Genomic DNA, 24,382 nt, shown 5'->3' on the forward strand with positions numbered 1-24,382 from the left:
TTCGCCTCCTGCTTCACGGCCGCGCCCATCACGGCTCTACGAAACAGGTGCACCTTCTCTGCCTGACGGATCGTCCGCGCCCGGCTGGGTGTTGGCCTGCCGGTAATGGAGTTTTGCTTCGACCGCGCGGCGGTCGGCTACGAGTTGTTTCCCGTCGGCGCGCTGGTTCCAGGAGCGCAGGCGTGCCACGATCGGCGGTGCCGCGCGCAGCAGCACGAGGCCGGTGCCGAACGGGAGTCGGCGGATCGCGTCGGGCGGCATGATCGGTACGCGGCGGATCGAGCGTTGCGCGGAGCGGGTGCCGTGGTCGCCGACGGTGGTGGAGTCGGTGATCTCATCGCGTTCCCCAATCAGGGTTGAGAGGTCTTGGAGGTCGCGGCTGTTGGAGGCGCCGCCGAGGACGATCTTCACGATCGCGGCATCCCAGATCGCGGAGGCCGCGTGCTCCGACCACTGCTCCCGCGCCTGCGCAAGCGACTGCAAGACCGGCATGGTCGTGATCCCTGTGCCGCCGCCTTCGGCCATGAGCGTCGGCAACGACGGCAACGGGCTGAGGTTCGCGACCTCGTCCAAGCAGAGCAGCAGGGGCGGATCGAGTCGTGCGCCTGCGGAGCGTGCGGCGAGGCGGCGGGCTGCCTCGACTACGTCTTCGATGAGCGCTGCGACCAGCGGGGCGCTGTTGTTCGCCCCGGCCGCGGTCGCCAGCAGGTACAGGGTGCCCTTCTTCGCGAGGAAGTCTTCGGGGTTGAATACCTCGTCGGGGCCGGGGGTGACGGCATCGAGCACGCGGGGGTCGGCGAGGGCGGCGAGGGCGAGGGAGACGCCCTGCCAGATCGAATCCCTGGTACGCGGGTCCGCGTCGATCATCGCCTGCAACGCCTCCGCCCACCCGCCCGCGGCTTGCGGGTGGGTGGCGAGGATCGATACGGCGTCGCCGGCGGCTGCGGGGTCGAGCGTCCACCGGAACAGGTCGGCGGGCTGCCGCTGGTCGAGGGCGGCGGCGTGGAGCAGACATTGGAGCGCAACACGGGTTTTCGCTTCCCAGAAGTCTCCGCCCTCGACCCCGCCTTTCCCGAGCCCGGTGGCGGAGGCGAGCCCTGCGGCGCGAATCATCGCGGTGAGGGGATCGGTGCAGCCTCTGACGGGCGACCAGCGGAGCCCGGCGGGGATGCCGTCGGCGAGGTGCTGCGGATCGAACACCGCCACCGGCCCCACCTTCTCCCTGGCCCGGATCGTGGCGGTCACGTTGTCCGGACGAGTGGACGTGGTGACGACCGCGCCGGGGGCGGTGAGGATCGAGTTGATGACGATGTGCACGCCCTTCCCGGAGCGGGGCGGCCCGATCAGCAGGATCGAGTCTTCGACCGACGCCCACACCTCGACCCCGCGCGACACCCCGAGCCGGTACCCGACCTCTGAAGGCTCAGGGTTCTCGAGCGACGGGCGCAGGTTCCCCGCCCGAGCCAGGAGCGCGCGCGGAGATCCCGCTTTCGCGACTTCGGCGCGGGTGGCGATCCCGGCGATCCGGTACGGGTCCATCGCCTGCCGGCGGCCGTGCTGCCGGATCGCCGTCCACCCCCGCCAGGCCGCAGCCCCGGCGGTGAAGATCATGGTGCCGGCGATGACCCAGTACACGACCGGGTTCAGGCCCGGCGCGCCGAGTGCGGCGCCAGGGGCGCCGGGGTGCAGGAGCACCCCGGCCCCGGCGCCGAACCCGGTATCGGGTTGCGGGGTGCCGGTGAGGAACGCGGTGACACTGCCCGCAGCCCGGAGGATCACCGCGATGACGGCGAGGGTGGCGAGCCCTACGAGGGCGGCGTTGGTGAGTTCGTCGCCGAGGCTCCCCGTCGGGCGGATCGGGGAGGTCACTGCGGTGCCCCGATGCAGACGGTGGCAGAGATCCGGCCGAGGAGAATCACTTCATTGGTGGGCGCGTGGTCGAGGTAGCGGGAATCGATCAGGGCGCGGGCGATGCCGTCGGGCCCTGTCTCGGTGTGCGCGATGACGATCGCGACCGCGACATCCTCGCCCGGCACCATCCCCGACCCCGCGAACTGCACCAGACGCGGCACCACCGGCACCGGCACCGCGGCCACGGGCGGAACCTGTTGCACCGGCTGCGCCTCTGGTTGTGGGGTGCGGCGCGGGCGCGGGGTGTAGAAGTCGGTCATCGTGCGGCCGTCGGTTTCGATGACGTCGACGCGGATCGTGCAGTCGGTCTGCTCGCGGATCGCGTCCACGATCGCCGGGAACGATCCCCGCCGCCACGGCGGGGAGAACTCCGGCGGCAGAAACGGCGCCCCGTCGACCGTGACGGCCAGGGTGCCGTCCTCGGCGACGACGATGCGCACCATCACCACGGACGGATCAGCAGGGTTCGAGCGATCACGCTTCGACATACAGGGTCTCCTTCATAAGACGGGCAGGCAGAGATCGGCCCGAGGCAAGGGGTGCCATCGGGCCGGAAGACACACACCCAGGACGGCGCGACGTGGATGGCAGTGATGAGCGCCGGGGTTCAGAGCGCTGGCCGGCCCGCGCCGCGGCCTGGGTCTGGGGCGGTGCGGCGGGCGGCCGACTGATATGCCGGCGGGAGCTGGTACGCCGCTGGCGTCGGGTCGAGCATCGCTTCGACATCTCCGACGCTCGTGGTGACTTCTGCGAGGCCTTCGGCGAGGAGCCGGTGGCAGCCGGCTGAGTTCGCGGAGGTGATCGGCCCAGGGATCGCGCCGAGCTGGCGGCCGAGTTCGTAGGCGGCGACCGCGACCCGGAGGCTTCCCGACCGTGCCCCGGCTTCCGGGATCACCGTCGCGGCGGAGAGGGCAGCGAGCAGACGCGAACGTGCCTCGAACCGGCCCTTCGTCGGCGCATATCCTGGCGCGGCCTCGGAAAGGAGGAGGCCACCCTGATCGGTGATGCGGCGGAACAGGTCATCGTGCGCCTGCGGATACGGCCGATCCAGGCCACCCGCGAGCACCGCGATCGTAGATGCCGAACGCGCAGTGAGGGCGGCGCGGTGGGCTTCGGCGTCGATGCCGTAGGCGCCGCCCGAGACGAGGATGCGCGGCGACGCTGCGAGCTGCCACGCGAACTCACGAGTGACCTGCACCCCATAGCCGGTGGCGGCGCGGGCGCCGGTGATCGTCACCCGGGACGAGAGCGAGGCGGTGAGCAGTTCCGGGTTGCCCTTCGCCCACAGCGCCAGCGGTGCGGCGTGGCCGAGGTCTGCGAGGGCTGTGGGCCAGCCGGGGCGGTGCGGGGTGAGGATGCGCAGGCCGTGGCGCTCGGTCAGGCCGATCAGCTCATCGGTGAGCGCGTCCTTCTGCAACGAGGCGGCCTGCTGCCGCCACCTCACCCCGGCCACAGGGTCGACCTGTGACGGGATCGCTGCGCCTGGGTCGCGGATCAACGCGAGCGTCTCCGTGACGCCGATGGCCTGCACGAGCTGCCCGGTGACCGGATCACCGGGCTCGGTGAGCACGGCGAGCGTGATCCGCGCGATCGTGTCTGCCGTGTACTCGCTCATTACCGCCTCCTGCACCGCCGTCACTGTCAGAGGACAGGTGCGCCAGGCGGACACGCGAAAAGGGCGGGGCGCAGACCCTGGGGAATGGTCTGCGCCCCGCCCAGCATGGGGGTGCTGGGGTTACTGGTTCATGAGGTCTTCGATACCGGTGTCCTCCTCTCCGCTGTCTCCGCCTCGCTCCCGGTGGAGCGCGAGCCTGCGCCCGAACCACAGCGTCACTCCGGCCGCGAGGAGCGCGACCAGGCCGCCGGCGGCGATCAGCCACGGGAACCCGCCCCCAGTCGTAGCCAGCTCGGACGGCGTCTCCGGAAGCTCCGGCTGCTCCGGCGTCGGCGGCACCTCTTGCGGCGTCTCGGTCACGACCGTCGTCTCACCCGGTGCACCGCATTTCCCTTCCGCGATGACCTTGCCCGTGGCGTCGTAGAGGGTTTCGACCCAGTAGACGTGCCCGGCACGGTCGACGCTCGTCTTCCCGGAGCGGTAGATGCCAGCCTGGGTGACGGCGATCTTCTCGGAGGTGAAGAACGGCACCTCGCAGACCGGCTCGGCGTCGGGGTCGTGGGGGCCGTAGGCGCGGAACACGAGGTACGCGCCGTCGGGGATCTTCGTCCCCTGCACGAGTGCGGTATCGTCGAACTCCTCACCGACCCCCGCGACGGGGGTGGCCTGCGTGATGACCGACACCGGCTGCTCGTCATCGGGAACGTAGAACCGCTCCCAGATATCCGTCGGCGAGCTCGTGAAGGGCTGCACGCGGTCGTCGCCCGCGAACCGCGTGACGATGACGTAGTAGCCGGCCTCGGTCGGCTGGATGCGGTCCTCATTGGTGTAGCCGATGTCGTAGACCCCGTTCTTCGCGGGCGTCGTGATCCGCGTGAGCACCGGGGCATCCGACAGATCGAGATCGTCGGTGAGCTCCGCATCGGTCTGGAAGGGGCCGTAGACGGTGTGCTCGATCTCCTGCTCGTCGGGCCCCCAGTAGCCGTCACCTGTGAACTCGGGGTGATTCTCCGGGAACCCAGAGACGGTGATCCGGTCGAACGCGCGCCCGTTCTTGTGGACGTTGTATTCGCGGACTTCCGAGGTGATCGTGAGCGGCCACCTGACGGAGTGCGATTCGATGTTGATGCCGTACTCGTCCTGCCAATCGGCGGCGATGTACGGGCGCACCCACTCCGGCTGCGACGCCTTCTTCACCTGCCACACCCAGGCCACGAACCCCGCATCCGGCAACTCCACCTCGGGCGACTCGTACTCACCGGGCCCGGGCGCGGTTACCGTGACGGTGCCGATCGGCACCGCACCCGCCGGCGCCTCCGCACCCTGCACCGGCGGGAGGGTTCCGGGTGCCTGGTAGGCGGTGCCCTCGAAGACGACCGGGATCGGCTCGCCGTTGTGCTTCAGCCAGGCGCCATTGGTCGAGGAGACCGTGATCGTATCCGTCACCCGGTCGCCGGGCTTCACGAGCTTGCCGTTCGCCTTCGATACCGCCTCCGGCTGGAACGGCGTGACCGAGGTCTCGGCCACCCGCCCGAACCGATCCGTGAAGGAATCGGTGAGGTACTTCGCGTTCGCACCCTGCTTGGTCTTGTCGATCCTCCACACCCACGTGTAGAACCCCGACTCCGGGGCCGTGAGCGTGCCCGGCGACACGTAGTTCCCGGGGTGCGTGAGCGTCAGCGACTCGGTCCCGAGCACGGGCGCGCCCTCTGGCGGTGCGTTCGCTTCGACCGGCTGCGCGTCGAACGGCCCGTAGAGGGTGCCTTCGGCGAGCACCGGCACCGGGATACCGTTCACCTTGATCCAGGAGTGCTTCGTCACCGTGACGTTCAGCTTGTCGGAGAATACGTCGCCTGCCTGCACGAACTTCGCATCCACGACCGTCTCGATCACCGGCCGGAAGTCCAACGGAATCACCGCTGACTGCGCAGAGGCGAACAGCGGCTCGAACGAGGCCGCGCCGAGGATGCGTTGCTCGCCCGGAGTGTAGAACAGGTCCACGCCAGCCCCGTACCCAAGCGACGGAGCCTTGAGGCTCGCGGTGATCTGATAGTCCGGTGCGCCCTCGGGTGGGATACCGACGATCTCATGTGTCCCGACACCGAGTGTCGCGGAGGTGCTGCCGTTCGTGAAGTTGGCGTTGGTGAGCGTAACGGTGCCGGTTGCGCTCGTGGGGTTCGCCTGGACTTTGAGCTGCCCCTGGTACTGGTCGGTCATCGTGATCGACATCGACACCGACGGGTTCGCGACGGCGTTCGCCGCCGACTCGCTCCGCATCGTGGTGAGGTGCGACAGGATCGTGGCCTGCATGTTCCCGGGTGCCCGGGTGACGAACTGCCCGTCTCCGCCGCGTGCGGAGTAGTTGCCGCGGTCGGCGATATCCCAGACGTATAGCTGGACGGCGGAGGTGATGTTTGGATCGTTGCTCTCACCCCACCGCCCGAGTACGTAGTTCAGGCGGGCGAGCTCGGTCGCGCTGAGGCTGTCGAGCGTGGTCTTCAGCTCCGGGTGTTGCGTGTTGCCCCACGGGGCGAGCGCGTCGAGATCCATGCAGTACGCCTGACGGCCATGCGACGAGAAGGAACCGAGCCAGAGATCCTGATTGCCATACCCGACGCCCAGGGTCGCGGCCTGCGCCGGGGCTGCCGGGAAGAACAGGCTGCCAAGTAACATCAGCAGGATTGTGAGGGTCGTCGCAACGCTTGAGACAACGCGGCCGGGCAGCGGTGATTTGTCGGGTGGTACGAGAATGTGAGCAGACAAGTGGGATCTCCTTATTGATTGTGTCCGCCGTCGTCAGAACGGCAACAGCTACTAGTCAGGTGCGCACACTGCACCGGTAGGACTTGGACGAGCACTACATAGGTCTCTCCGGTTGCTCAGTGCAGCGCGACGGGGCTGCCGGGAATGCCGCGCCATAGTAGAAGTACCCCGCTTCATGGAATCTCGTGTCAAAGCAGGTCGCTGCCCGGCTCCGGCAGCGGGTGCCGTCGACGATCGCAACGAGGTCGAAGCCCTCGGTTCCGTACTCGGTGGTGATCCGAAGGCTGCCGTTCGGGTCGATCCGCGCGGCTGCGCCATACTGTACGGTGCCAGGACGAAGCAGATTGGTGAGTACTCGGTGCTGGTCGGTGCGGAGGGCGCTGCGCAGCGATGCGACCGAGGATTGGGGTTCGGTGAGTAACCAAATGCCCGAGGGCTTGCGCTACCCGGCGCCTTGACGCGATCTATCCACTCGATTCTGAACTGACCGCATTACCCAGACCAGAGCGTCGAGTGCTTGGAACGTGTTCCCGAAGAGCATCAGCGCTGCAACGTCGGGATCTTCATCATCAAGGCTGGAGAAGGAGACGCCATCGGCGGTACTGCTTTCGACGGCACATTCAGTATCGACGCCTCTGCTATCACGAGGGAGTCCATCCCGGTCTGGGGGAGGGGATGTGGCTACGGCAATCGCTGTCGACAGGTCCTGCGTGCTGTTCATCAAGTCCACCGCCTATGGCCGAGAAGACTCGCTCACGCACATCGGACCCTTATCGACCGAATGCACGCCCACGAGTGGGAACGTGCCAAGCTCACCGACCGAGGCGCCAAGCTGCTCGTGCCGACCGTACTCATCATCGCCGCTTCTCCGTGGGCGCCTGTGAACACCGTCTCCGCCACCGTGAAGGGCGCGATCGGCTCCGCCTCCAAGCACTGAAATGTGCCCAAGCTCCGTCAGGAGTTCGAAGAGCTGGGTACGATCCGCACCGTGGCCCTCAACGGTAAAGGCGCACTTACCCGCAACTAACCCCAAGTCGTCGAAGTCGTGAGCTTCGAATGCGCCGAACGCGAGGTGATCGGCTTCGCCAACGCACTCGAATCATCCAGCATGCACCCGCCGTCGTGACCGTGCCCGATGCGGCGACCAGGCGAGATGCTTAGTAGGATGAGCCGTAGCGCGGAATCACCGGCACCGCCTCCTGCCAGAGGATCCGAATCAGTATTGTCCGCTGGGTTGATCCCGGTAAGGACCGACTCGCCACCGAGTAGCTTGCCGAGCAGGGTATGATCATCGTCGTGATCGAAGCCGATTGGGAACTCCCCAATCTCATCGAGGTTCGCGACGAGTTGCGTGCGCGGGATTGGCTGAGACGATCCAAATGCTGCAGGAGACGGGATCTCTCGATCATGCTCACCGGTGGCCACGATTGCACTGCACAGGCTCTGGCGGCCGACTCCGGCATCTTGAGTATGCACGCCGGGCGGTCCCCGCAGACAAGGCCATGCCATCAGCGCCCTCGTCGCCGCTGATCCCACGGTGATAGTCGGCGATGGTTTTTACGACGTCCCGGTCCCGGCGCTCGCTCCGGTGACCGTCGCGATGAGCGTCAAGGTTCCGCGGCTGCCATTGAGTCTGCTGGCGTTGCCAATAGCCGTCACGATTCAGTCTTCATTCCGCAGAACCTTGTGCCAGCTCAGCGGGGCCGGCGCATCGTTATCCGGAATATAGCCCTAGCCCTCTACATCGTGATTGTCCCCTCGTGCTGTTCTGTGCACTCGGGTAACCCGGAGTCGTGCACGTTCTCAAACTCGCGTAGCGCTCGTGATCCTCAACGGCGTCCCTGCCCCATACCAGTGGGTGCGGCAGGATCAGCCCTGGCATGCGGAGCCGCGCCGACACTGGCAAAAGCGCCGACGTACGCCCACACGCAGTAGCATCCCCTGGCTGACCTCAGGTTCCGATGCTAAATTGTTACATGACAATGGAGGTGATGGAGTGATGAGTGCACGCGTTGCATCGCGACGACCGCTATCGCGGCGTGCGATCCTGACCCTCGTCTGGGTCGGCGCCTTCGTCATCCTCGGTCTCGTCGGACTGCGCGCGCACAGCGCCGAACTCAGCAGCGTGCCGGTAATCGCCGAGGCCTCGGCGAGCACCAGTGCGACCACCCCCTCAACAGCCTCGACCGCCACGCTCGTCGAGGGGGGCGAGCACGCCGCCCACGGCAGCGTGCAGAGCTGGCACCTCGATCTCATCGCGATCTGCATGCTCACCATGCTCGCCACTCTGATGCTGGTCGTGCTCTTCACCCGGCGACCGTGGCTACAGCTGCGGCTCGGCAGGATCCGCGAATGGGCGGTCGCCCTGCCGCGCGCACCCGCCCGCCCGCAGCCATTGCTGCTCCTTCACTCGATCTCGCGAACCTGATCTCCACCGGGAAACCCGTGCACGGGGATAGCCCGCGAAGCTCCGTGTGCCTCCAACCGGCACCACGTTCCCACTGAGAGCTTCGCCGGCCCCTGCAAAAGCGCTGACATCGGCACGCCTTCCGGCATTGCGCACTCTCGAACATCACTCGGGCGCACGAGCGCCCCCGATCAGGAGCCAGCAGTTTGAACTCCACAGATTCACCGATCAAAGCTAAACACTTCCTCTTCGTCTTCGGCACCGTGCTCCTGAGCATCTGTTTCGCCGTCGTCTCGTTCTTCGTCCTCGGAGTCGTCTTTTGAGGCGGCGTCGGCACGCCGAGGAATCGGCGGGGCCGAGGCGGAGCACCTGGATCGAACCCACTGATACAGACGAACGCTCGACCGACGACTCGGCTCGGCCCCGCCGATCCAAGCATGCAGCCGCAGCACCGTCCACGGTGCCATACACCGATCTCCCGGCGCAGCCCGTCAGCGAGCGGCCTGCCGCCGAGGAGACGCCGACCGGGGGCGGAACGGAACCCGAGACCGGCACGGCACGGCGACGCTCACAACTGCGCAGCTTCGTCGCTGGCAGTACGGCGCTCGCGAGCGTCACCGTACTCGTGGCGGGTACCGTCTTCCCTGCGACCAGCGCCGCGACCGCCGATACCCCCGTCTTCGCGAGCCGACAGCAGGCCTTCGTCACGGGAGGCACAACCGACACTCCGACGCTGCTCGACGAGCTCTCGGTCTCCCCGACTGCGATCGCGCCCGAGATCGGGCTGAGCGGTGGGGCAGTGACCGTCAGCGGCCTCACCGACACCACATTGCAGTACCCCTTCGCCCAAGAGGTGCCGCTCACCGATGGCTTCGGATACCGCTCCGCACCAGTCGCAGGCTTCCACGACGCACAAGACATGGCCGCTGCCGGCGGCACTCCGATCCGCATCGTCGGTGACGGCGTGATCACTGAGGCTGGCTGGGCCTCCGACGGCTGCGGCTTCTCGCTGAAAGTCCAGCACCAGGTTGCCGGTCAAGAGGTCATCAGCCGGTACTGCCATATGCAGGAGAACTCCCACTCCTGGCAGGTTGGCCAAACCGTTCAGGGAGACGACCAAGCCGGACTCGTCGGAACCACCGGGATGTCCTTCGGCAACCACCTGCACCTGGTGGTGCGCGTCGAAGATGAGCCCGTCGACCCGCTGCCGTTCATCGCCGCGAACTCGAAGTAGCCCCCTCCCCGGCGAGCACTCGCCAGCGTCAGTAAGGACAACCCCCGACCGTGTACCCCGCGATGGCCAGCCTCGAGCTCGGCGACCTCTTCCAGTTCGATTTGCGCAGCATGTCGCCGCTCGCCTGGCTCGCCGTCGTCTGCCTCTCCATCTACCTGACCGGGGCGATCTCCCTCTGGGTACGGGGAAAACGATGGGGCGTCGGTTCGACGCTGCTGTTCACCGTCGGCTGCCTCCTCTGGTTCGCGGCCACCGGACTGCGCGCGAACGCCTACGCCGAGGAACTCGTCTCGGTGCTGCTCTTCCAGCAGATCACGCTCATGGTCGTCGCACCCCCGTTCCTGCTCATGGGCTCTCCCGGCCGTCTGCTCCTGCGCGCGACGCCGCGCCGGGGACTCGGGCGGCCGGTGATGCGCGCCGCGCTCAGCGCCTACCGCTCGCGCACCGCCCAGGTGCTCCTGCACCCGGCCACCGTGATCGTCATCGCCGTCGTCGCCTTCCCCACCCTGTACTTCACCGACACCCTGAGCTGGTTCCTCGAGCTCCCGTCCGGGCATCTCATCCTGCTCACCCTGTTCCTCGCCTTCGGCATGATCGGTGGCGCTCCGCTGTGGTCACTCGACCCGTTGCCGCGCGCCCCATCGTTCGTGGTACGCATCGTCGACGTGCTCCTCGAGATCCAGATCCACGCGATCTTCGGGCTCGTGCTGCTGCGCAGCACCGAGCCCATGTTCCGCTGGTACGCCACCGACCCCGAAGCGTGGGGGATCAGCCGCGCTCTCGACCAGGCCATCGCTGGCGGCCTGATCTGGTCATACGGCGAGCTGCCGCTGATCATCGTGCTCATCGTCACCATTTCCAAGTGGCGCACGAGCGATCTGCGGCAAGCGAAACGTCGAGAAGCTCAAGAGGACGCGGAACTCGACGCCTACAACGCCTACCTCGCCGCGAAGTTCGGAAAGGAGCAGTGATGGCGACGATCCTTATCTTCGCGCTCACCGCGATGCTCGGCGTGCTGGCCATCTTCCAGATCGCCCTGGCTGCCGGTGCACCGCTCGGCAAGTACGCGTGGGGCGGGGAACACATCACGCTCCCGCTCAACCTCCGCCTCGGCGCGATCTCCGCTGTGCTCCGCTACGCCTTCATCGCTTTCATCGCCCTCGATCGCAGCGGCACCATCGCTGTGCTGCCCGGGGAGTTCAGCTTCTGGGTGATGTGGCTCATCGTCGCTCACCTCGGGTTCAGTGTGATCCTCAGCCTGCTCTCCAAGAGCAAAGACGAGAAGATGACGCTCGCTCCCTACACCTTCGTGATGGGCCTGCTCAGCCTGCTCATCGCTCTTCAATAGGGTGCAGTATGCCGTGCGCGTCAGTCCACTCCCATGATCGCCTTGAACCCGCTCGGTATAATCGGGGTGTGTCCTCAGTTCCCCGCAGTGCCCGCATCACGCGGCGACGATTCACGATGAGAGCCGCGACGCTGCTCCTCGCCGCAATCGTCACCGTCGTGGGCTTGTGGGGCGTCTCCCACGCCGATGATGTCGGCTTCTCCGCGCCGGCGGCCGCCTCGAACACGGTCGCAGCCACCTCCTTCGACGCCGCAGTGGGACACTTCGCCGACACCGTGGGGGAGACCACCGCCAGCGACGACATCCTGATCGGTGTTGTCACCTGCCTGCTCGGGATACTCTGCGGCTTTGCCTTGGCGATCCTGATCGTCTTCGCGCTCCGCTGCAGGCAGATGCGGTTCCAACGCCAGCGCCCCCAGATCGCTCCGATCGCCGCAACTGCAGCGTTCAATCATCGCGGCAGGCATCGCTTCGGCCTGCACGACCTCAGCCTCCTGCGCATTTAAGCGCCCCTCACGCTGCCCCCTGAGGCAGGAACGGGCCGGCACGTCCGCCATGCCCGCGACCACGCGTTGAGGAATGAGGAGAACCAGGAACTTGAGGACGTCCAAACCGACGTACCTGCTGCTGACCGCACTCGTAGCGACCGCCGCAATCAGCATTGGGCTGATCGGCTGCACAGCCGCCGCGCCGATGTCGGAACAGTACCAGCAGGGCAGTGAACGAAGCGGCACTTCTGATGGCCGCATCGTCGAGATTCCGGTCGACGAGCGTGGCGCCGCCGTGAGCTTCAGCGGCACCACCGAATACGGCGACCCGGTTTCCAGCGACGACTACGCCGGAGAGGTGTACGTCGTGAACTTCTGGTACGCCGCCTGCGGCCCCTGCATCATCGAGGCCCCCATGCTCGAGGAGGTCTGGCTGAACTACCAGGATGAGGGCGTCGGGTTCCTCGGTGTGAACATCTACGACCAGCCCGCAACCGCCGTCGCCTTCGCCGAAGAGAACGGCATCACCTACCCGAGCATCATCGATGTGAACGACGGCCGCGTCAAGCAGGCCTTCGCCGGCGTCACCCCGATCCAGGCCACGCCCACCACGCTCGTGCTCGACCGCGAGGGGCGCGTCGCGGCCCGCATCATCGGGCAACTCGAGTCCGCCTCCATCCTCGACACGCTCGTCGCCGACGCACTCGCGGAGACGCCATGAACCCGAGCGATCTCGTTTTCGACGGCGCACTCTGGGCGGGTGTGCTCATCGCCGCACTCGCCGGCTTCGTCTCCTTCGCCTCCCCCTGCGTGCTTCCGCTCGTACCCGGTTACTTCGGCTACCTTGGCTCCGCCGTCGCCCCCGTCGAGCCGAGCTTTGCACCTGCCCGCGGCACCACCGCACAGCGCCGCCGCCTGCTCCTGGGTGTTCTCCTGTTCATCGCCGGATTCTCCATCGTGTTCGTCACTGTCACCGTGCTCGGAGGTGTCTTCGGCCAGGTCTTCCTCGCCTATGCCGACATCGCCACCCGTATCCTCGGCGTCGTCGTGATCGTCATGGGGCTCGCCTTCGTCGGGGTCTTCCGCAAGATGCAGCGCACTGTCCGACCCCGCTTCCGCTCACGCCTGGGCCTCGCCGGGGCGCCACTGCTCGGTCTCGCCCTCGGTATCGGCTGGACACCGTGCATCGGGCCCACCCTCGCCGCGATCATCTCCGTGTCGTGGAACCTCGGCGACCCCGTCCGTGCGGGGCTGCTCGGCGTCGCCTACTCGCTCGGCCTCGGTATCCCGTTCCTGCTGCTCGCCCTCGGGCTCGGCTGGGCCACCCGCTCGATGTCGTTCCTGCGGCGTCACATCCGCGCCATCAACATCGCCGGCGGAGTTGTCCTCGTCGTGCTCGGCCTGCTCATGGTAAGCGGGCTCTGGACGCGCCTCATGTCCTCCCTGCAGGGGGTGATGGCGAATGTCCAGCTCCCGCTCTGAGAACGATACCCTCCCCGCACGCCCAAGCGATCACGTCGACTCCACCGAACGCGGCAGCGGCGACGTCGGCCTCGGGTGGCAGGGCTGGCTCCGATGGGGGTGGCGGCAGCTCACGAGCATGCGCACCGCGCTCATCCTGCTCCTGCTCATGGCGATTGCCGCGATCCCCGGCTCGCTCTTCCCACAGCGCCAAGCCGACCCCAACGGCGTCGTGAAGTACTTCGACGACAACCCCGAGCTCGCCCCCACCATCGACAAACTGCAGCTGTTCGACGTCTACAGCTCGGCCTGGTTCTCGGCCATCTACCTGCTGCTGTTCGTCTCCCTCATCGGCTGCATCATCCCGCGGATCAAGCATCATGCGAAAGCGCTCCGCGCGCCGGCGCCGAAGACCCCGGCCCGGCTGCAGCGCATGGTCGGCTATTCCTCCAACGATCTGCAACTCGTCGATGATCGCACCTCCGAAGCCGACGTCGCCCAGGCCATCGCGATCGCCGAGAGCGAGCTGCGACGCCGCGGATACCGCACCGCCCGCTACGACAGCGCGACTTCCTGGTCGGTATCCGCCGAACGCGGTTACCTGCGCGAAACCGGCAACCTCGTCTTCCACTCGGCACTCGTCGGGATCCTCGTGACCGTGCTGCTGAGCACCGGCCTCAACTACACCGGCGATCGCGTCATCGTCCAAGGCACCACCTTCGTGAACAGCGAGAGCGCCTACTCCTCGTTCTCGCCAGGACGGTACTTCGACCGAAGCTCACTCACCCCCTACGCACTGAGCCTCGACAGCTTCGACGTCGAGTACGTCGACCCTGGGAAGCCCGGTGCGGGGCAGGCAGGCAACTTCGCTGCCCACCTCTCCATCCGAGAGGCCGGGGACGACGACACCCGTGCCGAGACCGTGCGGGTGAACGCACCGATCGAGGTGAACGGCGACCGCATCTACCTCCTCGGTAACGGCTACGCGCCGATGATCACGATCCGCAACGCCGCCGGAGACGTCGTCTACCAGGAACCCCAGCCCTTCCTCCCGCAGGATTCCGCGATGACCTCGCTCGGCGTGATCAAAGTCCCCGACGGTCTGCCTGAGCAGGTCGGGCTCATCGGCTTCCTGTACCCGACGCAGAGCACCTTGGACACCGGCGCCTACTACTCGGTGTTCCCCGACCTCTACAACCCGATGATGACGTTCAACGTGTTCACAGGAGACCTCGGCATTGACGACGGCACTCCGCGCTCGGTGTACCAGCTCGACACCCAATCGATGACCCAGATCACCGGCGGCGACACCGGTATCGACTCGATCGAGCTCACCCCCGGCGACACCGCCGACCTCCCGAACGGGATGGGAACTATCACCTTCGAGGATCTCACCGTCACCGAGGGCGCCGAAGAGTCGATCAAGCGCTTCGTCTCGCTGCAGATCCAGCGCGACACCGGCGCCACCTGGGTGCTTGTCTTCTCCATCCTCGCCACGGTCGGCCTCATCACCGGCCTCCTCGTGCCGCGCCGTCGGCTCTGGGTGAAAGCCACCCTCACCCGACCAGTCGTCGGCGGCCGCAAGGTCAAGATCGAGTACGCCGGCCTCGCCCGCGGTGAGGATCCAGGCCTCGAGCGCGCCGTCGAACAGTTCCGCACCAGCCACCTCTCGGCCATCGCCGAGCAACTACCGTCACCGCTTTTCAAGAAGGGAACCCCATGAACTGGCCCCCGCACACCGTGCAGAAACCGAACAAGAAGCTGAGCACCTCGCAGAAGGCGGCACTCATCGCCATTCCCGCCGTGCTGCTCATCGCGCTCATCCTGATCCTCATCTCGGTGCTCAACCGGCCCGAAGTCCAGGCGCCCGGCGAGGCGTCGAACAGCGGCGGAACGGGCGGCGGAACCCCCACGCAGAGCGAAGTGCCGCTCGTGCAGGAGAACTCGCACGTCCTCGACGACGCCGGCGAGGGTGCACCCGTGCTCGTCGAGTTCCTCGACTTCGAATGCGAGGCCTGCGGCGCCGTCTACCCGGTGATCGAGGAGATCCGCAAACAGTACGACGGGCAGATCACCTATGTCGCCCGCTACTTCATCACCAACCACACGAACTCCATGAACGCCGCCATCGCGGTCGAGGCCGCGTCGCAGCAGGGCAAGTTCGAGGAGATGTACCAGAAGCTCTTCGAGTCGCAGTCCGAATGGGCGGAGCAGCAAGACTCGCAGGCCGACAAGATCCGCGGCTACGCCGAGGAGCTCGGACTCGACATGGACGCCTTCGATGCGGCCGTCGCCGACCCTGCAACCCAAGCGAGGGTCGAAGAAGACCACAACGCCGGCATGTCGCTCGGCGTGCGCGGCACCCCGACGTTCTTCCTGAACGGTGAGCTGCTGCAACCCCAGACCGTCACCGACATCACCGACGCCCTCGACGCGGCGATCGCGGAGAGCAAGGAGTAGCCATGGATCTGCAACTGCAGGCCGCGCTCGACGAGTTCTCCGTGCTCGCCGTCTGGTCAGCGATCACGATCTACGTCCTTGCGTTCCTCGCCTTCGCCTACGACCTCTCGCAGCGCGCCTCGGCCGCACCCATCAAACAGCGGGAGGCCGCGCTCGTCGGCGCGGCCGGAGGCCCCGCAGCCTCCCCGCAGAACGGGGGAGGGGAGGGGAGCCTCCGCGTGCCCGGTGCCGAACGGTCACGGCGCTACTTCGCGCGCCTCGGTATCGCGTTCACCGCCCTCGGCTTCGCGCTCCATCTCGCCGCCACGGTCACGCGCGGGATCGCGGCCGAACGGGTGCCGTGGGCGAATATGTACGAGTTCGCCCTCATCGGCACCCTGCTGATCGTCGCCGTCTACCTCGCCGCCTTGCGCTGGTACGACCTCCGGTTCCTCGGCGTCTTCATCGTCGGCATGGTGGTGTTCTTCCTCGGTGGATCGACGATCTCCTTCTACGTCGAAGTGACCCCGCTGATGGATCCGCTCAAGAGCATCTGGCTCATCATCCACGTCTTCGTCGCCTCGCTCGCCACCGCGCTGCTCGCGATCGCGGCGGGCCTATCGACGATGCAGCTGCTGCAGGCACGCCGCGAGCGGATCAAGGCCACCGGGGGCGAAGAGGTTGCCCCGGATCGCGGCTACCTGCGCACGCTCCCGAAGGCCGAGGTGCTCGAGACGCTCGCCTACCGCTTCGCGATTCTCGGCTTCATCTTCTGGACGTTCACGCTCATCGCCGGAGCGATCTGGGCGAACGAATCCTGGGGCCGCTATTGGGGCTTCGACGTCAAGGAGGTGTGGACGTTCGTGATCTGGGTGATCTACGCCGGGTACATCCACGCCCGCGCCACCCGCGGCTGGCGCGGCACGAAGTCGGCGTGGCTGTCGCTCATCGGCTTCGCCACGGTGATCTTCAACTTCACCATCGTCAACCTCTACTTCCAGGGCCTGCACGCCTACTCCGGCGTCAGCTGAGCCGCCCCCGACCACACCCGCGATTCGAGCACCAGGAAGGAGGCCGCTGTGACGACCACGGACACGCTCCCGCTGCGCGACGACCCCGACGTGCCCCGCACGGCACTCGGGCGCGGTGCGCGCGAGCAGCGCACCACCACCACGGTGCGTCGCCTGCCGTGGGGCGCGGCGATCCCGATCGCCGCCGTCTCGGGCCTGCTGCTCGACGCCGCGTTCCCGAGCCTCGGCTGGTGGCCGCTCGCCTTCCTCAGCATCGCCGGCGGGCTCTGGACGCTCATGGGCCGCAGCATCGGGGGAGCGTTTCTCGTGGGTCTCGCCTACGGCGCCGCGTTCTACTTCACGCACCTCATGTGGGTCGTGCAGTTCCTCGGCCCGATCCCGTGGGTCGCGCTCGCCGGGGTCGAATCGCTGCTCTTCGCGCTCGGCGCGATCCCGATCGCCCTCGCCTACCGCTGGGGCGCTCTCCTCGAACGCCGCGCCACCCGCCGATTCCTACTCCCGGTGCTCATCGCGGTGCTGTGGGCCGCACGCGAGCTCCTCCTCGGAACCTGGCCCTACAGCGGGTTCCCGTGGGGCAGAATCGGCATGTCCCAGGCTGGTGGCCCCTTCGCCGAAGCCGCTTCCTGGGTCGGCGTCGCCGGCCTCACCCTGCTCATCGTCTGGCTCTGCGCGTGCGTCGTCGACTGGGCCGCCCGGCCCGCACCCCGGAGACGCGCCGAGCTGCTGCCCGCAGCGGTGATCCTCGCCCTGCTGCTCGTGCCGGCGTTCCCCACGACTGCAGCGGGCAGCCTCCGCGTCGGTTGGGTGCAGGGTGATGGGCCTGCCGGCTACTTCGACACGCGCAGCCCCGGCGATGTGCTCGCCGCCCAGCGGCAAGCGAGCGACGCACTCCTCGGTGAACCGATGGATCTGCTCGTGTGGCCCGAGGGTGGGGTCGATTCCGATCCACTGAACACCCCGGCCACCGCCCGCATCCTCGACGAGCTCGTCGCAAACGCCGAGGCCCCGCTCCTCATGAATGCGGCCACCGCGCGAGGCGAGGACACCTACAACACGTCGATGCTCTGGGAGGCCGGCAGCGCCGAGCAGATGCATGACAAGGTGAACCCGGTGCCCTTTGGCGAATATGTGCCCGACCGGTGGTTCTACGAACGCATCGTCCCCGACCTGGTCGGCCTCATCCAGCGCGAGTACACGCCGGGTACGAACCCGCCGCTCGTCTCCGTCGACGGCATCCAAGTCGGGCTCGCAATCTGCTTCGATGTCATCTACGACTCGGTGATCTGGGACGGGGTGCGAGGCGGTGCGCAGTTCTACGCCTTCCAGACCAACAACGCCGACTTCCGGGGCACTGACGAGAACCTGCAGCAGCTCGAGTTCGCGCGTATGCGCGCCATCGAGACCGGACGTGCCGTCGTGAACGTATCGACCGTGGGCACCAGCCAGATCATCGCCCCCGACGGCACCATCATCGACGGCGCACCCGCCGATTCTCCGGCGGCCGCCGTCACCGCCGTACCACTGCGCACCGGGCTCACCCCGGCCGTGCTCGTCGGCCCGACCCTCACCCTCATCATCCCCATCGCCGCGCTCGGCGGGCTCCTCGCACTGGGCCTGCTCGAGCGACGGAGCCGCACGACCTCCCTCCCGCCCGCGCCTGCCTCCGCAAAGGGCGGCGCAGCAGCCGAACTCCCGCCGAAAGCATCATGACCTACGAACTCCCGCACGACCCGCCCGCCGATGAGCGCACCGGCCCGTCGGCGCAGCCCCGAAGCCGCCGTCCCTCCCGCCGACTGCTGTTCGTCTACAGCTGCGCCATCGCCGCCCTCACGATCGCTGTCGACGTGATCAGCAAACAACTCGCCTTGCACTTCCTCGACACGGAGAACCGCATCCCCGTGCTCGGCGACCTCTTCGGGCTGCAGCTCGCCTTCAACACCGGGGCCGCGTTCTCGATCGGTGCCCAGCTCACCCCCTTCATCACGCTGCTCGGCATCGTCGCCTCCGTGCTCCTTATCCGGGCCGCCCTCCGCACGAAGTACCGCATCTACGCCGCCTCGATCGGGCTGATCCTTGGCGGTGCCCTCGGCAACCTCGCCGATCGCATCTTCGCCCCGCCAGGATTCGGCAGCGGTGCGGTCACCGATTTCCTCGCCTACGGTCACCTGTTCATCGGCAACCTCGCCGACGTCGCGATCGGGGCCGGCGTCGTGCTCTATGCCCTCGGTGCTTGGCGCCTCCACGCAGCCTCCCGCGCTCGAGATACCGACGATTCGGTCGAGAGCGCCGAGGCCGAACTGCCGACCAGTAGTCCCGTAACCACCCGAGCAGAAACGACGGACTCATGAGTCAGAAACAGCAGCCCCCGTCCTACCAGCGCAACGCGCTGCTCCCGGGATTCATCGCACTCGCCCTACTCATCGTCGCGGTCGCCTTCATCGGCACCGACTGGTTCACCGTCTTCCGCTTCATCATCGCTATCCTCGCGCTCATCGTCGCCTGGTTCGCGGTGCAAGCCCGCCACTGGTGGTGGGTGCCAGTCTTCGTCGCGATCGCCGTGCTCTGGAACCCCGTCTATCCGTTCAACTTCAGCGGCATCTTCTGGATCCTCGCCCAGCCCATCGCCGGCAGCGTCTTCCTGATCGCCGGAGCACTCATCAAACGGCCTCGCGACTAGAGACCCAGGATCCGACCGTTCACACTCCGCAGACAGGAGGAGCAGACAGATGAATATCACCTCAAGCGTTCGGAGACGCCGGCTCGTCGGCGCTCTCGCGGCCGCCCTGGTCGGCCTCGCCCTCTTCCTCTCGGGAGGGGCGACGCCCGCCCACGGGGTCGAGCTGCCCACCTGGGACGACGTGCAGGCCGCGAAGCGGAACGAGGCGGCCGCCGCCGCGAAAGTCACGGAGATCGAAGGACTGCTCGAGCAGAGCCTGGCGGAGCTCGAGCTGCTCCGGGTCGCGACCGAACAAGCGAACGCGAGCTGGCAGGACGCCGAGACCGCAGCAGCCGACGCCGCGCTCCGCGCTGAGACGCTCCAAGCGAAGGCCGACAAGAGCCGTGAGGAAGCCAACGTCGCCGCAGACCAAGCGGGGGTCGTCGTCGGCCAGATGTATCGCTCCGGCGGTATCGACCGCAGTGCCGACATGTTCTTCGAGGCCGACGCAGCGACCACCGACGCCCTGCTGAACCGCCTCGCGATGATGGAGCAAGCCACCCGGCGCAACACCACCATCGCCGCGAGTGCTGAGCTCGCCCGCAACACGGCTTCCTCGCTGGGCGAGCAAGCCGACGCCGCGAGCACGGAGCGCGATCAGTTGCGAGCCGATGCCGAACAGCTGGCCCAGACCGCCGCTGAGAACCTCGACGCACAGCGCACTACGTTCCTCGCGCAAGAAGCGCAGCAGCGTGAGCTCGAGGCGCAGCTCGCCGCTCTGAAAGACGCGACCACCGACACGGTCGCCGGTTACGAGGAACGCCTCCGCGCCGAAGAGGAGGAGCGCAGAAAGCAACAGAGCGGCGGAGGTGGCGGCGGTGGGGGTGGCGGCGGTACCCCCGGCGGTGCCGGCTGGTACCAGCCGGTGCCGATCTCCTGGATCTCCACCTACTTCCGGCAACCACCGAGTCACACCGGGCTCGATCTCCCAGCCGGCTGCGGCACCCCCATCGTCGCGCCCTCCTCCGGCACCGTCGCCGTCGCCGGTTGGGTCGACAACTTCGGCGGATACATGACCTACCTCAACCAGGACAACGGCTATCAGACCCGTTTCGCGCATCAGATCGGCACACCGCCGGTGGTCTCCGGCCAATGGGTGCCCGCCGGAGCTGTCATCGGCTACGTCGGCAACACCGGGATGAGCTTCGGCTGCCATGTCCACTACGAAGTGCTCTCCGGCGGCAACTTCATCGATCCGACCCCGTTCATCTAGCACGATGTCACCTCTAGACACCGCATCCGCTCAAGACCCGCCTCTGGCACGCCGACGCCCCATGCCGTGCCGCGCGCAGAGGCCGCAACCGGTGACGCCGCACTCGTGCCGGAGCCCACGACTCATCTACATGCAGGAAAGGGGACAAACATGAAGGCCGTTGGATATACCCACCCAGGCCCCCTCGACGAAGACGGGGCTCTCCGCGACGTCGAGCTGCCGATACCCGAAGCCGAGGAACACGATCTGCTGGTGCAGGTGCACGCTGTCTCCGTGAACCCGGTGGACTGTGCGATTCGCGCCACCGAGCAACCCCGCGCCGGGCAGCCTCGCGTTCTCGGCTACGACGCCGTTGGCACAATCGTCGGACTCGGCGCGTCCGTCGAGGACGAACCGCTGCTTGAACACTTCGCCGTTGGCGACCGCGTCTTCTACGCGGGAGCGATCGACCGGCCGGGCAGCAACGCCGAATACCAGATCGTCGATGCCCACCTCGCTGCTCACGCTCCGGCCTCGCTGAGCGACACGCACGCGGCGGCGCTGCCGCTGACAGCGCTCACCGCGTGGGAGCTGCTCTTTGACCGGCTCGAGGTGACGCGGCCCGTCCCGGGAGCCGCATCCGCAGTCGTCATCATCGGCGGGGGCGGGGGAGTCGGGTCGATGGCCATTCAGCTGCTGCGCGCCCTCACCAACGTCACCGTGATCGCCACCGCCAGCCGCCCAGTCACGAAGGCGTGGTGTGCGAACCTTGGCGCCCACCACGTCCTCGACCACCGCCGGCCGCTCACCCCACAGGTGGCCGAGCTCGGCCTCGGGGCGCCCGGCTTCGTGCTCTCCACCGCGGGATCCGAGGAGAGACAGGGCGACATCCTCGAACTGCTCGCCCCGCAGGGGCGCTTCGGGTACACCGATCACCCCGAGCTCGACGTGCAGCCGTTCCAGTCGAAGTGCATCTCACTGCACCCCGAAGACGTGTTCATGCGCTCTCGCTTGCAGACCCTCGACCTGGCCGAGCAGGGCGAGATCCTCCGACAGGTCGGCGAGCTCGTCGACGCCGGGAAGCTCCGCAGCACGCTGACCAGCACGCTCGGCGAGATCGACGCCGCGACCGTCGCCGAAGCCCATCGCCTCATCGAGAGCGGCACGGCGGTCGGGAAGATCACACTCGAAGGCTTCAGCTCCCTGCCGTAGCAGCGAGGCCGCCCAGCTGCGGGCGGCTCAGGAAAGGATGACCGGCATGATGCTTGCCGCCCTCACACTCCGTGTCGACTCCGGCATGCTGCGCACCCCTTGAGCGGCATGACGACACACACCGCCACCTCCGGGCAGGGCCCAGTCCACGGAGGACATGAGCGACCCCAGGAGCCGCCCCAATCGCAACCGGGCTGGTCGTTCCTGCGATCGCGCCGCTGGCTCGGGTACTACGTCCTCCTCGTCATCTTCTGCATCGTCTGCGTCTGGCTCGCTGACTGGCAGTTCGACCGGCGAGCCGATGCCCGAGCGGAGATCGCGCGCATTGAGCAGAACTACGACGCCGCAGCTATCCCGCTCGATGACGCTGTGCCCGACCCTGCTGGCTTCGACGAAGACACACTGAAATGGCAGACCGCCACCGTGCGCGGCGAGTACCTCGGCAACCCCTTCCTCGCCCGCAACCGACCCGGCCCCGAAGGGGTCGGCTCACATCTCCTCCAAGCTCTGCGCACCGATCAGGGGTTGATGTTCATCGTCGACCGCGGCTGGGTGCCGGTCAATGGCAACGAGGCGAATGCGGGCGACGCCTGGCTCGACAGCATTCCTGCAGCCCCAACCGGGCCGGTCGAGGTCGACGTGCGACTTCGGGCGAGTGAACCGCAGATCGCCGGGCGCCTCGCTCAGGGCAGCACGGTCGCCAGTATCAACTTGCCCGAGATCGCCCGGATCGGCGGTTTCGATGAGGCCTACACCGGGGCGTACGGCATGCTCATCGGGGAAACCCCCAAGGCCGAAACCGGGGTGCTCCCCGAGCCACCGGAGCGCGATGAAGGCCCGCACCTCTCTTACGCGCTGCAATGGTATGTGTTCATCCTCATCGCCGCCTTCGGCGTCGTCTACGCCGCCCGGCAGGAGCATCGCGGTCTGAATGCGGGCAGCGAAGCCGTGCTGCGGCAGCAGCGACGAGCCGCAGCGCGCAAGGCCCGGCGCGGCACGACCGACGCCGAAGAGGAAGACGCCTTCCTCGAGCAGTAGCGGTCGCCACCGGCCGCATGCGCCGGAGCGTCTTCCCGACCCGGGCCATCGAAAGGAGCAGGCGTGGAGATCGCCCTCTGGATCACGCAGCTGCTCATCATGTCCGCCCTGATCGCCGTCATCGGTGTCGCCGGCGCACCCCCGCGCGACAGCCGCGAGGATCCGACCGTTCGCGAGGAGCTCGACGACTTCGTCTACCGCTCGCGTCGGCTCGGCTCACGGCTCAAGCGCCGATGGCAGCAGCGCGGCAGGCGGAAGAAACGCCCTCCGCGTCGCTGATCTGTCGTCTTGCCGGGTCTTGCCTACACTGGACGATGCGGCTACACTAGTGAGTGCAAACCGGAGCATTCCAGCCCAGCGCTCGATAGCTCCGGCGGCCCCCGGTCTCTTGCTTCGGCTACCGGGGGTTGCTTTTTTCCACGGGCACGACCCGCAGCAGCGGCGCCAGCGGCACGGCATAGCCCGCGTCGCTCCCACGCTCAAGGTGGCTCTGCGCGAACGCCACGATGTCGGGCACCCACAGCAGCGGCTCCACTGACGGTGAGGTGAAGGTCACCTGCATCTGGCCGATCACCTGCGCCTGTCGCATCGTCTTGATCGTCCGCAGATCACGGGCCCGCTGTCCTTGGTGGCGTCGCTCCTCGGCCACGACGAGCGACGGCCGAGGCGTCAGCTGCCCCTCGTGCAGGTTCCCCAGCAGTGCCGTCAAGCATGCCTCGCGAGCGAGTTCATCGCCGCCAGGAGCATCTTCGATCGGCGACTGCACCGCCAACAGGAACGCTTCGTCCTCCTCGGCTGCGGCGAGGTAGCGGCAGAGCTCGTGGATCGTCTCCGCATCGCCCGCCGCGTGTGCCTCGCTCGTATGCCAGTAGCTTCCGCCGACGATCGACCCGAGATCGTCACGCACCGGCTGATGGAGTCGAACCGGCGACACATACGCGGTCGCGATGTAGAACGTGCGTGCACCGTGTGCGACCTCGGGGACGACGTAGCTCTCATCGACGAACGCCACATGCGCATCCGGTCGGAGACGACGGTAGGACTCGGAGAGCAGCCGACGCCGAGTCTCATCCGTGTGCGAAGCTGCCATTCCGCCATTCTCTCAAACCTCAGCCGGGCGGCGGGCGATGTCACCGCGGCGCGGCGTGCCGGTCAGCGTCGAACTCACTCATCCCCAGATCACCATCATGCGGTAGAGCATGACGGCGACGGCGAAGTTCACGACGACCAGCACGAGGTTCGCCGTGCGGCGACGGTCGACGAGCGCCCAGAACGCCGCACCGAACGGGATGAGTAGCGCGACGATGAGATACATCCAGAACTCGAGCGGATCCCCCACGACGGGATTGCCTGCGACAGGCTGCACGATGCCGACGACTACCTGCGCGATGAGCAGCACCCCGACAAGCAGGGTCGCGCCGAGGGTGTAGTCGTTGGGGCCTCGCTTGCGGGAGAACTCAAGGATGCAGACGAGCGCCGCGAGCAGGGCGAGGACGATCTGGGCAATGCCGAACCAGACGATCATGC

Annotated in this window: 25 protein-coding genes; 18 read left to right on the top strand and 7 right to left on the bottom strand. The window is 67.3% G+C overall.

Going from position 1 to position 24,382, the window contains the following annotated elements:
- Nucleotides 1–36 precede the first annotated feature (36 nt).
- The 4 genes from ACWKZU_RS07135 to ACWKZU_RS07150 form a co-directional block, all read right to left on the bottom strand.
- Nucleotides 37–1,869 (bottom strand): TraM recognition domain-containing protein, encoded by a 1,833-nt coding sequence (locus tag ACWKZU_RS07135; protein WP_017883930.1) that lies wholly within the window; start codon nucleotides 1,867–1,869, stop codon nucleotides 37–39.
- Nucleotides 1,866–2,399 (bottom strand): hypothetical protein, encoded by a 534-nt coding sequence (locus tag ACWKZU_RS07140; protein WP_017883929.1) that lies wholly within the window; start codon nucleotides 2,397–2,399, stop codon nucleotides 1,866–1,868. The genes ACWKZU_RS07135 and ACWKZU_RS07140 overlap by 4 nt, the downstream gene beginning before the upstream one ends.
- A gap of 119 nt (nucleotides 2,400–2,518) precedes the next feature.
- Nucleotides 2,519–3,526 (bottom strand): DNA-processing protein DprA, encoded by a 1,008-nt coding sequence (locus ACWKZU_RS07145; RefSeq protein ID WP_017883928.1) that lies wholly within the window; start codon nucleotides 3,524–3,526, stop codon nucleotides 2,519–2,521.
- Between the two features lie 120 nt (nucleotides 3,527–3,646).
- A complete protein-coding gene (locus ACWKZU_RS07150) occupies nucleotides 3,647–6,199 on the bottom strand; it encodes a hypothetical protein (protein WP_233615403.1) in 2,553 nt (850 codons plus the stop codon).
- Between the two features lie 871 nt (nucleotides 6,200–7,070).
- On the opposite strand from ACWKZU_RS07150, the gene ACWKZU_RS07155 reads away from it, so the two are divergent.
- Nucleotides 7,071–7,226 carry a hypothetical protein gene (locus ACWKZU_RS07155; RefSeq protein ID WP_017883926.1) on the top strand — a complete coding sequence of 52 codons (156 nt, stop codon included), beginning with the start codon at nucleotides 7,071–7,073 and terminating at the stop codon, nucleotides 7,224–7,226.
- 86 nt (nucleotides 7,227–7,312) lie between these two features.
- Here ACWKZU_RS07155 and ACWKZU_RS07160 read toward each other — a convergent pair whose 3' ends face one another.
- The gene (locus ACWKZU_RS07160; RefSeq protein WP_152424243.1) at nucleotides 7,313–7,714 is read right to left on the bottom strand and encodes a hypothetical protein; all 402 of its coding nucleotides are present in this window, start codon (nucleotides 7,712–7,714) and stop codon (nucleotides 7,313–7,315) included.
- 574 nt (nucleotides 7,715–8,288) lie between these two features.
- On the opposite strand from ACWKZU_RS07160, the gene ACWKZU_RS07165 reads away from it, so the two are divergent.
- The 17 genes from ACWKZU_RS07165 to ACWKZU_RS07245 all read left to right on the top strand — a co-directional run bounded on the left by ACWKZU_RS07165 (nucleotide 8,289) and on the right by ACWKZU_RS07245 (nucleotide 23,134).
- The gene (locus tag ACWKZU_RS07165; RefSeq protein WP_017883925.1) at nucleotides 8,289–8,717 is read left to right on the top strand and encodes a hypothetical protein; all 429 of its coding nucleotides are present in this window, start codon (nucleotides 8,289–8,291) and stop codon (nucleotides 8,715–8,717) included.
- A gap of 439 nt (nucleotides 8,718–9,156) precedes the next feature.
- Nucleotides 9,157–9,930, top strand: coding sequence for a M23 family metallopeptidase (locus tag ACWKZU_RS07170; protein ID WP_017883923.1), 774 nt, complete (start codon nucleotides 9,157–9,159; stop codon nucleotides 9,928–9,930).
- Between the two features lie 62 nt (nucleotides 9,931–9,992).
- Nucleotides 9,993–10,901 (top strand): cytochrome c oxidase assembly protein, encoded by a 909-nt coding sequence (locus tag ACWKZU_RS07175; protein ID WP_233615402.1) that lies wholly within the window; start codon nucleotides 9,993–9,995, stop codon nucleotides 10,899–10,901.
- The gene (locus tag ACWKZU_RS07180; protein ID WP_024356173.1) at nucleotides 10,901–11,278 is read left to right on the top strand and encodes a hypothetical protein; all 378 of its coding nucleotides are present in this window, start codon (nucleotides 10,901–10,903) and stop codon (nucleotides 11,276–11,278) included. Before ACWKZU_RS07175 ends, ACWKZU_RS07180 begins: the two co-directional genes overlap by 1 nt.
- Before the next feature lie 116 nt (nucleotides 11,279–11,394).
- The gene (locus ACWKZU_RS07185) at nucleotides 11,395–11,784 is read left to right on the top strand and encodes a hypothetical protein (protein ID WP_017883920.1); all 390 of its coding nucleotides are present in this window, start codon (nucleotides 11,395–11,397) and stop codon (nucleotides 11,782–11,784) included.
- A 187-nt stretch (nucleotides 11,785–11,971) separates the two neighbouring features.
- Nucleotides 11,972–12,487 (top strand): TlpA family protein disulfide reductase, encoded by a 516-nt coding sequence (locus tag ACWKZU_RS07190; protein ID WP_017883919.1) that lies wholly within the window; start codon nucleotides 11,972–11,974, stop codon nucleotides 12,485–12,487.
- Nucleotides 12,484–13,248, top strand: a complete 765-nt coding sequence (locus tag ACWKZU_RS07195) for a cytochrome c biogenesis CcdA family protein (RefSeq protein ID WP_017883918.1) — start codon at nucleotides 12,484–12,486, stop codon at nucleotides 13,246–13,248. Before ACWKZU_RS07190 ends, ACWKZU_RS07195 begins: the two co-directional genes overlap by 4 nt.
- Nucleotides 13,229–14,950, top strand: coding sequence for a cytochrome c biogenesis protein ResB (resB, locus tag ACWKZU_RS07200; RefSeq protein ID WP_017883917.1), 1,722 nt, complete (start codon nucleotides 13,229–13,231; stop codon nucleotides 14,948–14,950). Before ACWKZU_RS07195 ends, resB begins: the two co-directional genes overlap by 20 nt.
- Nucleotides 14,947–15,687, top strand: coding sequence for a DsbA family protein (locus ACWKZU_RS07205; RefSeq protein ID WP_017883916.1), 741 nt, complete (start codon nucleotides 14,947–14,949; stop codon nucleotides 15,685–15,687). The genes resB and ACWKZU_RS07205 overlap by 4 nt, the downstream gene beginning before the upstream one ends.
- A 2-nt stretch (nucleotides 15,688–15,689) precedes the next feature.
- Nucleotides 15,690–16,697, top strand: a complete 1,008-nt coding sequence (gene ccsB / locus ACWKZU_RS07210) for a c-type cytochrome biogenesis protein CcsB (protein WP_017883915.1) — start codon at nucleotides 15,690–15,692, stop codon at nucleotides 16,695–16,697.
- Nucleotides 16,698–16,745: 48 nt separating this feature from the next.
- On the top strand, nucleotides 16,746–18,407 hold the full coding sequence (gene lnt / locus ACWKZU_RS07215; protein WP_017883914.1) for an apolipoprotein N-acyltransferase: 1,662 nt from the start codon (nucleotides 16,746–16,748) through the stop codon (nucleotides 18,405–18,407).
- Nucleotides 18,404–19,045, top strand: coding sequence for a signal peptidase II (locus tag ACWKZU_RS07220; RefSeq protein ID WP_017883913.1), 642 nt, complete (start codon nucleotides 18,404–18,406; stop codon nucleotides 19,043–19,045). Before lnt ends, ACWKZU_RS07220 begins: the two co-directional genes overlap by 4 nt.
- Complete coding sequence (locus tag ACWKZU_RS07225) at nucleotides 19,042–19,374, top strand: DUF6804 family protein (RefSeq protein ID WP_017883912.1); 333 nt, start codon at nucleotides 19,042–19,044, stop codon at nucleotides 19,372–19,374. Before ACWKZU_RS07220 ends, ACWKZU_RS07225 begins: the two co-directional genes overlap by 4 nt.
- A gap of 49 nt (nucleotides 19,375–19,423) precedes the next feature.
- Complete coding sequence (locus ACWKZU_RS07230; protein ID WP_024356171.1) at nucleotides 19,424–20,626, top strand: M23 family metallopeptidase; 1,203 nt, start codon at nucleotides 19,424–19,426, stop codon at nucleotides 20,624–20,626.
- 150 nt (nucleotides 20,627–20,776) lie between these two features.
- On the top strand, nucleotides 20,777–21,817 hold the full coding sequence (locus ACWKZU_RS07235; RefSeq protein WP_024356170.1) for a zinc-binding alcohol dehydrogenase family protein: 1,041 nt from the start codon (nucleotides 20,777–20,779) through the stop codon (nucleotides 21,815–21,817).
- A 108-nt stretch (nucleotides 21,818–21,925) separates the two neighbouring features.
- Nucleotides 21,926–22,855, top strand: coding sequence for an SURF1 family cytochrome oxidase biogenesis protein (locus ACWKZU_RS07240; RefSeq protein WP_017883908.1), 930 nt, complete (start codon nucleotides 21,926–21,928; stop codon nucleotides 22,853–22,855).
- 63 nt (nucleotides 22,856–22,918) lie between these two features.
- Nucleotides 22,919–23,134: a hypothetical protein gene (locus ACWKZU_RS07245; RefSeq protein WP_017883907.1), complete on the top strand. Its 216-nt coding sequence runs from the start codon at nucleotides 22,919–22,921 to the stop codon at nucleotides 23,132–23,134.
- A gap of 118 nt (nucleotides 23,135–23,252) precedes the next feature.
- Here ACWKZU_RS07245 and ACWKZU_RS07250 read toward each other — a convergent pair whose 3' ends face one another.
- Complete coding sequence (locus tag ACWKZU_RS07250) at nucleotides 23,253–23,867, bottom strand: hypothetical protein (RefSeq protein ID WP_024356169.1); 615 nt, start codon at nucleotides 23,865–23,867, stop codon at nucleotides 23,253–23,255.
- Nucleotides 23,868–24,023: 156 nt separating this feature from the next.
- Nucleotides 24,024–24,380 (bottom strand): hypothetical protein, encoded by a 357-nt coding sequence (locus ACWKZU_RS07255; protein ID WP_017883905.1) that lies wholly within the window; start codon nucleotides 24,378–24,380, stop codon nucleotides 24,024–24,026.
- Nucleotides 24,381–24,382 lie beyond the last annotated feature (2 nt).

The sequence above is a fragment of the Leucobacter sp. genome (genome assembly GCF_053528595.1).